Source organism: Pseudomonas sp. Irchel 3H9, from assembly GCF_900187495.1.
GTDB classification, from domain to species: domain Bacteria; phylum Pseudomonadota; class Gammaproteobacteria; order Pseudomonadales; family Pseudomonadaceae; genus Aquipseudomonas; species Aquipseudomonas sivasensis.
On record NZ_FYDK01000008.1, the window covers coordinates 288,443 to 300,261 of the forward strand.

Annotated in this window: 10 protein-coding genes; 9 read left to right on the forward strand and 1 reads right to left on the reverse strand. The window is 57.0% G+C overall.

What is annotated here, in order from left to right:
• Nucleotides 1–60 precede the first annotated feature (60 nt).
• Complete coding sequence (locus CKW32_RS25275; RefSeq protein WP_095186262.1) at nucleotides 61–1,617, reverse strand: bifunctional aminoglycoside phosphotransferase/ATP-binding protein; 1,557 nt, start codon at nucleotides 1,615–1,617, stop codon at nucleotides 61–63.
• A 118-nt stretch (nucleotides 1,618–1,735) separates the two neighbouring features.
• Here CKW32_RS25275 and mrcB point away from each other — a divergent pair, with 118 nt between their 5' ends.
• The 9 genes from mrcB to msrQ all read left to right on the forward strand — a co-directional run bounded on the left by mrcB (nucleotide 1,736) and on the right by msrQ (nucleotide 11,552).
• A complete protein-coding gene (gene mrcB / locus CKW32_RS25280) occupies nucleotides 1,736–4,060 on the forward strand; it encodes a penicillin-binding protein 1B (protein WP_032884756.1) in 2,325 nt (774 codons plus the stop codon).
• A gap of 16 nt (nucleotides 4,061–4,076) precedes the next feature.
• Entirely contained in the window at nucleotides 4,077–4,811 is a 735-nt protein-coding gene (locus tag CKW32_RS25285) for a M48 family metallopeptidase (protein WP_095186263.1), read from the forward strand.
• Nucleotides 4,811–5,140: a YqcC family protein gene (locus CKW32_RS25290; protein WP_032884758.1), complete on the forward strand. Its 330-nt coding sequence runs from the start codon at nucleotides 4,811–4,813 to the stop codon at nucleotides 5,138–5,140. The genes CKW32_RS25285 and CKW32_RS25290 overlap by 1 nt, the downstream gene beginning before the upstream one ends.
• A gap of 431 nt (nucleotides 5,141–5,571) precedes the next feature.
• Nucleotides 5,572–7,296 (forward strand): acetolactate synthase 3 large subunit, encoded by a 1,725-nt coding sequence (locus CKW32_RS25295; protein WP_095186270.1) that lies wholly within the window; start codon nucleotides 5,572–5,574, stop codon nucleotides 7,294–7,296.
• A 2-nt stretch (nucleotides 7,297–7,298) separates the two neighbouring features.
• Nucleotides 7,299–7,790, forward strand: a complete 492-nt coding sequence (gene ilvN, locus CKW32_RS25300) for an acetolactate synthase small subunit (RefSeq protein WP_003176102.1) — start codon at nucleotides 7,299–7,301, stop codon at nucleotides 7,788–7,790.
• Between the two features lie 47 nt (nucleotides 7,791–7,837).
• A complete protein-coding gene (ilvC, locus tag CKW32_RS25305) occupies nucleotides 7,838–8,854 on the forward strand; it encodes a ketol-acid reductoisomerase (protein ID WP_003194132.1) in 1,017 nt (338 codons plus the stop codon).
• Nucleotides 8,855–8,997: 143 nt separating this feature from the next.
• Nucleotides 8,998–9,855 carry a CDP-diacylglycerol--serine O-phosphatidyltransferase gene (pssA, locus tag CKW32_RS25310; RefSeq protein ID WP_032884759.1) on the forward strand — a complete coding sequence of 286 codons (858 nt, stop codon included), beginning with the start codon at nucleotides 8,998–9,000 and terminating at the stop codon, nucleotides 9,853–9,855.
• A 63-nt stretch (nucleotides 9,856–9,918) separates the two neighbouring features.
• A complete protein-coding gene (gene msrP / locus CKW32_RS25315) occupies nucleotides 9,919–10,932 on the forward strand; it encodes a protein-methionine-sulfoxide reductase catalytic subunit MsrP (protein ID WP_095186264.1) in 1,014 nt (337 codons plus the stop codon).
• On the forward strand, nucleotides 10,932–11,552 hold the full coding sequence (msrQ, locus tag CKW32_RS25320) for a protein-methionine-sulfoxide reductase heme-binding subunit MsrQ (RefSeq protein WP_095186265.1): 621 nt from the start codon (nucleotides 10,932–10,934) through the stop codon (nucleotides 11,550–11,552). The genes msrP and msrQ overlap by 1 nt, the downstream gene beginning before the upstream one ends.
• Nucleotides 11,553–11,819 lie beyond the last annotated feature (267 nt).

The window sequence follows — 11,819 nt, forward strand, 5'->3', positions numbered from 1 at the left end:
TATAGTGCCACTATTGCTCGGCCGCGCGCCCAAGTAGACGACACGACCAAGAAATTTTTCTTACAGGCCTGGCAAGCGCTGGCGAATTTGCGCGACCACCGCGTCGAGAGTCCCGCTTTGATTGGTCTCGACGCGTTTGCTCAGCAACAGTTCTTCAGCTGTGAGGGGGTCACGGTTGGCCTGCTGTGCTTCGATAACGGCCAGAGTAGCGTCGGACGGATCGTTTTTGTCTGCCTGACGTTGTGCCAGCCAACTGCTGATAACGGCCTGTGGTGCGTTGCAGTCCAGAATAAGGAAGGGCGCACCGGTGGCTTCGGCAACCTTGGCGGCGGCTTCACGTTGTTCGCGTTTCAGGAAGGTGGCATCCAGTACCACCGGGAAGCCGGCGCGCAGCACGGTATCTGCGAGGTCGTTCAGACGAGCGTAGGTTGCTGTGCTGGCGTCGGCTGCATAGATACCGGCCTGCAGCGTGTTTTCCACTTGCTGCTCGCCGAACAGGCGTTTGCGTTCCACGTCCGACCGCAGGCGCACGGCACCAAGCGCTTCCACGAGGCGCATGGATACGTGGCTTTTGCCCACAGCCGAGACGCCGTGGGTAATCGCCAGGAAGCGTGAAGGAATAGTGCTGTAGCTTTCTGCCAGGTTCGCGTAGTTGCGGTACTGGCGCAGAGTGGTGGCGCGTTGTACCGGGCTTGCTTCGCTCGGCATGCTGAACAACGACACCTTGGCGCGTACCAGGGCGCGGTAGGCTTTATAGAAGTTCAGCACTTCAAGGCCCTGATAGTCGCCGGTCAGTTCCAGGTATTGGCTGATGAAGCGGCGGGCCAGGGACTTGAGTCCGCGGTCTTCCAGGTCCATTGCCAGGAAGCCGGTGTCGGCATACACGTCGGTGAAGCGAAACGGTTCGTTAAACTCGATGCAGTCGAAAATCACCACTTGGCCGTCGATCAAGGTGGCGTTACCGAGGTGGATATCACCGTGGCATTCGCGGGTGAAACCGTCGAGCTTGCGCTGTGCCAGCAGTGGCTTGAGGCGTTCGAAGCTGCTTTCGGCCCAGGCTTGCAAGGCTTCGAGTTGAACCAGGTCTGCCTTATCGCTTAGGAACGGACGGATCTGCTCGAAGTTCTGCCGTACCGGTGCCATCACTTCGTCAGGAGTGCCAGCCGGATGCGTTTGCGGGACTTTCGGTGCCGTGAGATGGAAGTGTGCAATTTGCTTGGCCATTTCATCGATGTGCGCTGCCGTCAGTTCGCCATTGGCTTGCAGGGTGCTGAGCAGTTGGCTTTGCGGGAACTGGCGCATCTTTAGTGCGTATTCGATCACCGGGCCGTCGCCGCCCAATTGAGGCGCTTCGGCAGTGCCGGTAATCGGCAACACGTCCAGATACAAGTCGTTCGTCAGACGCTGGTTCAGACGCAGCTCTTCGTTGCAGAAGTGTTCGCGCTTTTCCAGGTCGGTGAAGTCCAGAAACCCGAAATTCATCGGCTTTTTCAGTTTATAGGCGTAAGGGCCGGTCAATACGACCCATGAAATATGGGTCTCGATGACTTGGAACGCTTCAACCGGATGAGGGTACAAAGCCGGGTTTTGCAGGGCGGCGATCAGTGACTGGCTCACGGGCGATCCTTCAGAGTCTGGGGGAAATCATGGCGCGCATTATGGCTGCTACGGACGGTCGTGCAAACCGCTGTCCGGCTCATGTTGATCATCAATAAAGTGCGTATAATCCGCCGCCATGACTCGAACCCGATCTCCCCGTTCCCGTAAAAAACCTCCTTCCCGCGGCCTGCGCCCTTGGCTTGGCTGGGCGCTCAAGCTCGGCCTCGTAGGCCTTGTGGTACTCGCCGGCTTCGCCGTGTACCTCGACGCTGTGGTCCAGGAGAAGTTCTCCGGCAAGCGCTGGACCATTCCTGCAAAGGTGTACGCGCGCCCGCTGGAATTGTTCAGCGGCCAGAAGCTGAGCAAGGATGACTTCCTTACCGAGCTCGATGCCCTCGGCTACCGCCGCGAACCCGTGAGCAACGGCCCGGGTGCGGCCGCTGTCAGCGGAAACACTGTCGACCTGAATACCCGTGGCTTCCAGTTCTATGAAGGCCTGGAAAAAGCCCAGCCGGTCCGCGTGCGCTTTTCCGGTGATTACGTCGCCGAGTTGTCCTCCCTCAACGGCTCGAAATTGCCGGTGGTACGTCTTGAACCGTTGATGATCGGCGGGATTTACCCGAAAAACCTTGAAGATCGCATCCTGATCAAGCTTGATCAGGTGCCTCCGTACCTGCTGGAAACTCTGGTTGCGGTAGAGGATCGCGATTTTTATAGCCACTGGGGTGTTTCGCCGAAGTCGATTGCCCGTGCGGTTTGGGTGAACACGTCCGGCGGCAAGATGACCCAGGGCGGCAGTACGCTGACTCAGCAGTTGGTGAAGAACTTCTACCTCACCAACGAGCGCAGTCTGACCCGAAAGCTCACCGAAGCGATGATGGCTATGCTGCTTGAGCTTCACTACAGCAAGCAGGAAATCCTTGAGGCATACCTCAACGAGGTCTTCGTCGGGCAGGATGGCCAGCGCGCGGTACATGGCTTCGGTCTGGCCAGCCAGTTCTTCTTCGGTCAGCCGCTGTCTGAGTTGAAGCTGCATCAAGTGGCCTTGTTGGTGGGGATGGTCAAGGGGCCTTCCTACTACAACCCGCGTCGCAATCCTGAGCGTGCGCTTGAGCGCCGTAACTTGGTGCTGGATGTGCTTGAGCAGCAAGGCGTGGCCACGGCTGAACAGGTGGCCGCAGCGAAGAAAATGCCGCTGGGTGTGACAACTCGCGGCAAGTTGGCGGACAGTTCATTCCCAGGCTTTATCGATCTGGTTAAACGTCAACTGCGTGAAGACTACCGCGACGAGGACTTGACCGAAGAAGGTTTGCGAATTTTCACCAGTTTTGACCCGATTTTGCAGATGAAGGCCGAAGCGTCAGTCAGCGATACCTTCAAGCGTCTGACGGGTCGTAAGGGCTCCGACGAAGTAGAAGCCGCAATGGTGGTCACCAATCCGGAAACCGGTGAAGTCCAAGCCATGATCGGCAGTCGCCAGGCGAGTTTTGCCGGATTCAATCGTGCTTTGGATGCGGTGCGGCCGATTGGTTCGCTGGTCAAGCCTGCGGTCTACCTCACTGCGTTGGAAAAACCGAGCAAGTACACCCTGACGAGCTGGCTGTCGGATGATCCGCTGTCGGTCAAAGGCGGGGACGGCCAGGTGTGGACCCCACAGAACTTCGATCGCCGTTCCCACGGCACGGTGTTCCTGTATCAAGGCTTGGCGCACTCCTACAACATCTCTACATCTCGGCTTGGCCTGGAAGTCGGCGTGCCGAATGTCCTCAAGACGCTGGCTCGACTGGGCATCACCCGCGAATTCCCGTCGTTCCCATCGATCCTGTTGGGCGCCGGCGCCATGACGCCGATGGAAGTCGCGACCATGTACCAGACCCTCGCCAACGGTGGCTTCAACACTCCGATGCGCGGGATCCGCAGTGTACTGACGGCTGAGGGTGAGCCGCTCAAGCGCTACCCGTTCCAGATCCAGCAGCGCTTTGACGCTGGCTCTATCTACCTGATCCAGAACGCCATGCAGCGCGTGATGCGTGAAGGTACCGGTAGCTCGGTCTATAAGGTGCTTCCGTCCAACCTGACGCTGGCGGGCAAGACCGGTACCAGTAACGATTCGCGCGATAGCTGGTTTGCAGGTTTCGGTCAGGATGTACTGGCCGTGGTGTGGCTCGGTCGAGACGACAACGGTAAGACGCCTTTTACCGGTGCTACCGGTGCGTTGCAGGTCTGGACCAGTTTTATGCGCAAGGCCGATCCGTTGCCATTGAATATGCCGCAGCCGGATAACATCGTGCAGGCCTGGATTGATCCGCATACCGGCCAGGGTTCCGACGCTAACTGTCCGGGCGCAGTACAGATGCCGTATATTCGCGGCAGCGAGCCACCACCCGGTGCTGCGTGCGGCGGCGGTGCCCCTGCGGACGCGGAATCGGTGATGGATTGGGTCAAGGGCTGGATGAATTAAGCAAAGAGGGTTTCAAGTGAACAAGTGGTGTATTCCAGCGATTACAGCTCTGGCTTTGCTCAGCGGTTGCTCCAGCGTGCAGCGCGGCTCCATTCCCGTGGTGGATTCGAGCACTGCCGTCTCCAATAGCGACCGGATCTCGGCCAATGGCGGTTTCCGCCAGACCGTGACCAACCGTCCGGCGCAGGCCAAGCCTCAGGCCGTGCCGCAAGATTCGGGCGTGGTGGTGATGGTGCCGGGCGGCAGCGCCGCTACGTCCGCACCGATCAGTGTCGAGCCATGGACTCCAGGTCCAAGCACCTCCGGACCGATTGAGTCCGCGCCGATTCAGACCGCGCCGATCAATCAGGGCACTTACAACATGCCGTCGACGCCGAGTGGCATTCCATCTTCCTCCAGTGGCGGCGGCCTTTCGGCTGACGAGCAACTGGACGGTCCGGTGCTGGCCTTGCTGACTACGGCGCAGCAACAACAGGCCGGTGGCGACCTGAACGGCGCTTCATCGAGCCTTGAGCGGGCGCAGCGAGTTGCACCTCGTGAACCGCAAGTACTGTATCGCCTGGCACAGGTACGCATGGCCCAAGGCGATGCGCCTCAGGCCGAACAGTTCGCCCGTCGTGGCCTCACGCTGGCCAACGGTCGTCCCGATCTGCAGGCCAGTCTTTGGGCGTTAATCGGAGATGCGCGCGCCGCACAAGGTGATGCCGCTGGCGCTGCTCAGGCCCGGCAGAAAGCCAAGGTCAGCCTCTGATGGATGTACGGTTTCCCGCGATTGCCGAACAGTTATTGCTGATTGAGCGCGAACTGCGCATACAAGGCTGGTGGGATGAGGTGTCCCCCAGCATCGAGGCGCTCAGCAGTGTTGAGCCGTTTTCGGTGGATACCCTGGACTTTCACCAGTGGCTGCAATGGATTTTCCTGACGCGCATGAAGCAGATCCTCGAACAGGACCTGCCACTGCCCAATGCGTCAGGGATTCTGGAGATGGCCGAGATGGTGTACGCCGATCGGCCGCGCGAGAGCCTCGGTTTACGCAATGCGCTGAAAAAGTTCGATCAATTGATCGTCGACGCTCGTTAATTGCCTGACTGCCGGTTTTTTCGGCAGTCTTGCGCATATTTCTACCGCTTGACGACATTCAGGCGAGTTTTATCCCTCCTCAAAGCCCTTTCTTCTACGTTCTCATGCGCTTAGTTGGAAAAAAGCGCAATTATTGCTTGACTTGAACGGCCTGAAACAGAAGAATCCAAAGTCCGCTGTATCGGGACTGCCAGAAGCAGGCCCGCTCAGCAGATCATGAGGCGCACATCCGCGCCGACCTGTTACACCCGCAACGCGTTACCTCGCGCTGGGTGGGAAAAGCCCGCAACACTTGGGACGATCCCAATACTTGCTCAGTCAGTGCTGACGTAGTCGGCGACCACCGTCGCTCATGCTCTGTTGAGAAGTAAACCTATTAAGACCCGTCGGTTTTCAACGGACGGTATTCTGGCGTTTTAGAGGTGAACAACGTGGAGCTTTTATCTGGCGGTGAGATGCTCGTCCGCTTTTTGCGTGACGAAGGCGTCGACTATATCTACGGGTACCCAGGTGGTGCTCTGTTGCATGTTTACGACGCACTGTTCAAGGAGCCGGCTGTTACCCACATCCTGGTTCGCCACGAACAAGCCGCGACCCATATGGCTGACGGTTACGCCCGTGCCACCGGTAAAGCCGGCGTGGTGCTGGTAACGTCCGGCCCAGGCGCAACGAATGCCATTACCGGCATTGCGACTGCTTATATGGACTCCATCCCGATGGTGATCATTTCTGGCCAGGTGCCAAGCACCATGGTCGGTACCGATGCATTCCAGGAAACCGACATGATCGGTATCTCCCGGCCGATCGTGAAACACAGCTTCATGATCAAGCATGCGTCGGAAATCCCGGAAGTCATGAAAAAGGCGTTCTACCTCGCGCAGTCCGGTCGCCCGGGCCCTGTCGTGGTCGATATTCCGAAAGACATGACCAACCCGGCTGAAAAATTCGAATACGTCTTCCCGAAGAAAGCCAAGCTGCGCTCCTACAGTCCGGCCGTTCGTGGGCACTCGGGGCAAATTCGCAAGGCGGCAGAAATGCTCCTGGCAGCCAAGCGCCCTGTGTTGTATTCGGGTGGCGGTGTGATCCTCGGCGGGGGCTCCGCCCCATTGACCGAGTTGGCCAAGTTGCTCAACCTGCCGGTCACCAACACCCTGATGGGCCTCGGCGCCTTTCCGGGTACGGACCGTCAGTTCGTCGGCATGCTCGGCATGCACGGCAGCTACACCGCCAACCTGACCATGCACCACGCCGACGTGATCCTGGCTGTGGGTGCGCGTTTTGATGATCGTGTGATCAACGGCGCGAGCAAATTCTGCCCGAACGCGAAGATCATCCACATCGATATCGATCCAGCGTCCATCTCCAAGACCATCAAGGCCGACGTGCCAATTGTAGGTCCTGTGGAAAGTGTGCTGACCGAAATGGTCGCTGCGCTTAAGGACATCGGTGAGACGCCGAACAAGGAATCCGTCGCCAGCTGGTGGAAGCAGATCGACGAATGGCGCGGTGACCGCGGCCTGTTCCCTTACGACAAGGGCGACGGCAGCATCATCAAGCCTCAAACCGTGATCGAGACCCTGTGCGAAGTGACCAAGGGCGACGCCTTTGTGACCTCCGACGTGGGTCAGCACCAGATGTTCGCCGCGCAATACTACAAGTTCGACAAGCCTAACCGCTGGATCAACTCCGGTGGTCTGGGCACGATGGGCTTTGGTTTTCCTGCGGCCATGGGTGTGAAGCTGAGCTTCCCGGACAGCGACGTCGCGTGCGTTACCGGTGAAGGCAGCATCCAGATGAACATTCAGGAACTGTCGACGTGCCTGCAGTACGGTCTTCCGGTGAAGATCGTCTGCCTGAACAACGGCGTGCTGGGTATGGTTCGTCAATGGCAAGACATGAGCTACGGCAGCCGTCACTCTCATTCCTATATGGAATCGCTTCCGGATTTCATCAAGTTGGTTGAAGCCTATGGCCACGTCGGCATTCGCATCACCGATCTGAAAGATCTGAAGCCGAAGATGGAAGAGGCGTTCGCCATGAAGGACCGCCTGGTGTTCCTCGATATTCAAGTGGATACCAGCGAGCACGTTTATCCGATGCAGATCAAAGACGGCTCTATGCGCGACATGTGGCTGAACAAGACGGAGCGTACTTAATCATGCGGCACATTATCTCCCTGCTTCTGGAGAACGAACCCGGCGCTCTGTCTCGTGTTGTCGGCCTGTTTTCGCAACGCAACTACAACATCGAAAGCCTGACCGTGGCTCCGACCGAAGACCCGACTCTGTCGCGCCTGACGTTGACCACCGTGGGCCACGATGAGGTGATCGAGCAGATCACCAAGAACCTCAACAAGCTGATCGAAGTGGTCAAGCTGGTCGACCTGTCGGAAAGTGCCCACATCGAGCGCGAGCTGATGCTGGTAAAGGTCAAGGCTACGGGTGCCCAACGTGCCGAAATCAAGCGGACTACCGACATCTATCGCGGGCAGATCGTCGATGTGAGCGCCAGCGTTTATACCGTGCAACTGACCGGTACAAGCGACAAGTTGGACAGCTTCATCCAGTCGATCGGGACGGCCTCGATTCTGGAAACGGTACGCAGTGGTGTCACCGGGATTGCCCGTGGCGACAAAGTACTCAGCATCTAACCCAAATTAGTGAATGGCCTTACGGCCTGGATATATAGAGGAACCTCATGAAAGTTTATTACGATAAAGATTGTGACCTGTCGATCATCCAGGGCAAGAAAGTCGCCATCATCGGCTACGGCTCCCAGGGTCACGCGCAAGCTTGCAACCTGAAAGACTCCGGCGTTGACGTGACTGTTGGTCTGCGTAAAGGCTCGGCCACCGTTGCCAAGGCGGAAGCTCATGGCCTGAAAGTGACTGACGTTGCTTCCGCTGTTGCTGCTGCTGACCTGGTCATGATCCTGACCCCGGACGAGTTCCAGTCCTCGTTGTACAAAAACGAAATCGAGCCGAACATCAAGAAAGGCGCCACCCTGGCCTTCTCCCACGGCTTTGCGATTCACTACAACCAGGTTGTGCCACGCGCAGACCTGGACGTGATCATGATCGCGCCAAAAGCGCCAGGTCACACCGTACGCTCTGAGTTCGTCAAAGGCGGTGGTATCCCTGACTTGATCGCGATCTACCAGGATGCTTCGGGCAACGCCAAGAACGTCGCGCTGTCCTACGCTGCTGGCGTAGGTGGCGGTCGTACCGGCATCATCGAAACCACCTTCAAGGACGAGACCGAAACCGACCTGTTCGGCGAGCAAGCCGTTCTGTGCGGCGGTACCGTTGAACTGGTTAAAGCCGGTTTCGAAACCCTGGTTGAAGCTGGCTACGCGCCGGAAATGGCCTACTTCGAATGCCTGCACGAACTGAAGCTGATCGTTGACCTCATGTACGAAGGCGGTATCGCCAACATGAATTACTCGATCTCCAACAACGCCGAATACGGCGAGTACGTGACTGGCCCAGAAGTGATCAACGCCGAGTCCCGCCAAGCTATGCGCAACGCCCTGAAACGTATTCAGGACGGCGAATACGCCAAAATGTTCATCAGTGAAGGCGCTACCGGCTACCCTTCGATGACCGCCAAGCGTCGTAACAACGCTGCTCACGGTATCGAAGTCATCGGCGAGCAACTGCGTTCCATGATGCCGTGGATCGGTGCCAACAAGATCGTCGACAAAGCTAAAAACTAAGTCGTACGCATCAAGAGAAAACGCGGCTTAGGCCGCGTTTTTTCGTTTGGGGGCGGGTTCTGGTATAAAGCTGCATCGTTTGCGAGCGAACACTCGCCGCAAGTATTGGTCGAATTTTTTCACACCGTTGCAAGGTAAAGTCCATGAGCGAACGTCCCGAAGAGCCTAACCAGGCTCCTGACGCCGAAAGCCTGCTACCGATCGATGAGCATGTCGAAGAAGGGCATGACGCTGAAGGCCGCAAGGTCCGGCATCGTGGCATCTATTTGTTGCCCAATCTGTTCACTACGGCAAACTTGTTTGCCGGGTTCTATTCCATTATCAACTCCATGAGTGCCCAAAGTGCGCTGGCGGCGGGTGATGCGGCGAGTGCCAGCAAGTACTTCGGTTTCGCGGCCATTGCCATTTTCGTGGCCATGGTGCTCGACGGTTTGGATGGTCGTGTTGCACGTATGACCAATACCCAAAGTGCCTTCGGTGCCGAGTACGACTCGCTGTCTGACATGGTTGCATTTGGGGTCGCGCCGGCGCTGTTGGCATTTGCTTGGGCATTGGGTGACATGGGCAAGGTTGGCTGGATGGTTGCCTTCATCTATGTCGCGGGCGCCGCTTTGCGTCTGGCACGTTTCAACACTCAGGTGGGTACTGCTGATAAACGTTACTTCATCGGGTTGGCCAGTCCGGCAGCGGCGGGTGTCGTGGCGGGTATCGTCTGGGCATTCAGTGATTACGGCATCCAGGGCTCGAAAATGTCTTTCCTGGTGGCGTTAATGGTTGCCGCTGCCGGAATGCTGATGGTCAGCAACATCAAGTACAACAGCTTCAAGGAGCTTGATCTCAAAGGGCGAGTACCTTTCGTGGCAATCCTGGCAGTGGTGCTGGTGTTTGCGGTGGTCTTCAGTGATCCGCCTCGGATTCTGCTATTGGCCTTCTTGGTCTACGCCGCTTCTGGGCCAGTTCAGTACTTGCTACATATGCGCCGGGACAAAACGTTGCCTTAATGTAATTTCCCCCATACTCCGCAGTCTATTGGTGCATCAGTCCTCCAATGCTGCGGAGTTGCCATGTTAATCAAATTGCCTAAAGCGTCCGATTGCCATGAATCGGATGTCACCTCTGAATCCGTCTATCTTTCTCGCCGTAGCTTGATCGGTGGTGCGCTTGCGGGCATTGCTGCCAGCGGCCTGCCGCGTTGTGCCAGTGCAGATGACGCTGCGCGATATGCCGATGTTGAGCCGGGGAAGGCGCCGAGCTGGTTTACTGGCAAGCTGCCTGCTACTAAATGGCAGGCTGTGACGGTTGAAGGTGAGGCTATCACCCCGTTCAAGGACGCAACCCACTACAACAACTTCTATGAATTCGGCACTGACAAAGGGGATCCGGCGAACAACGCGGGTTCACTCAAGACCGAACCTTGGAGTGTCGTGATTGATGGTGAGGTTGCCAAGCCGGGGCGTTATGCCTTGGAGGACTTCATGAAGCCCTATCAGTTGGAAGAGCGGATCTACCGGTTGCGCTGCGTCGAGGCTTGGTCGATGGTCATTCCATGGATGGGCTTTCCGATCTCCGCGTTGCTCCAGCAGGTTGGGCCAACCTCCAAGGCCAAATACATCCGCTTTGAAACACTCCAGGATTCCAAGAGCATGCCGGGGCAGCGTTCGAGTTTTGGCTTGATCGATTGGCCTTATGTTGAAGGTTTGCGCCTGGATGAGGCGATGAATCCTTTAGCGATTCTTGCCGTTGGGATGTATGGGCGCGAGTTGCCCAATCAGAACGGCGCGCCGTTACGTCTCGTCGTGCCTTGGAAGTACGGTTTCAAGAGTGTGAAGTCGATCGTGCGGATCAGCCTTGTGAGTGAGCAGCCGAAAACCACGTGGCAGAGTATTGCGGCGGATGAGTATGGGTTCTATGCCAATGTGAACCCTACAGTGGACCATCCGCGTTGGACTCAGGCGCGTGAGCGTCGTCTGCCAAGTGGTTTGTTCAGTCCGAATGTACGTGAAACGCAGATGTTCAATGGCTACTCGGATGAGGTTGCTTCTTTATATGCAGGTCTCGACCTGCGGAAGAACTACTAATGCGCTACCCCATCTGGCGCCTCGGCGTTTTTATAGCCGCGGCAGTGTGGCCTTTGTTATGGCTATATGAGGCGTGGAGTTTTGTTCTTGGACCAGATCCAGGAAAGGTGCTGGTTGATCGACTGGGGTTGGGCACTTTGATCCTGCTGTTGATCACGCTGGGGATGACCCCGCTGCAAAAGTTGAGCGGCTGGGCGGGGTGGATAGCGGTGCGCCGACAGCTAGGGTTGTGGTGCTTTGCTTATGTGGTACTGCATCTGGCGGCCTATTGTGTGTTTGTTCTGGGACTGGATTGGTCTCAGCTTGGGGTCGAGCTACGTAAGCGGCCTTATATTATTGTGGGTACGTTAGGGTTCTTGTCGTTGCTGGTGTTGGCGGTGACGTCTAATCGCTATAGCCAACGTCGACTGGGCAGTCGTTGGAAGAAGCTGCATCGCCTGGTATATGTGATTCTTGGGCTCGGACTGCTGCATATGTTGTGGATCGTGCGAGCTGATCTAAAGGAGTGGGTAATCTATGCATCTGTAGGTGCGCTGCTGCTGGTGTTGCGTGTACCGCCGGTGATGCGCCGAATCCCCCGGCTTATTGCGAAAAAAGCACCTTCTGCAACAAAAGCGTAATTAACACTTGACCGCAGATTCTGGGAGCCTATAATTCGCCCCACTTCCGGCGCAGTCGAAACGGAAAACTCCTTGGTAAGCAATGAGTTACGCAGTTTTCGGCAGTAGGTTGCTTCAGTTCATCGAAGCCAAAAGGAAGCTGAAAAAGAGGTGTTGACAGCAGCGTGTAACGCTGTAGAATTCGCCTCCCGCTGATGAGAGATCAGAAGCGCAAGTGGTTGAAGTTGTTGAAGAAATCTTCGAAAGCTTCTGAAAATAATCACTTGA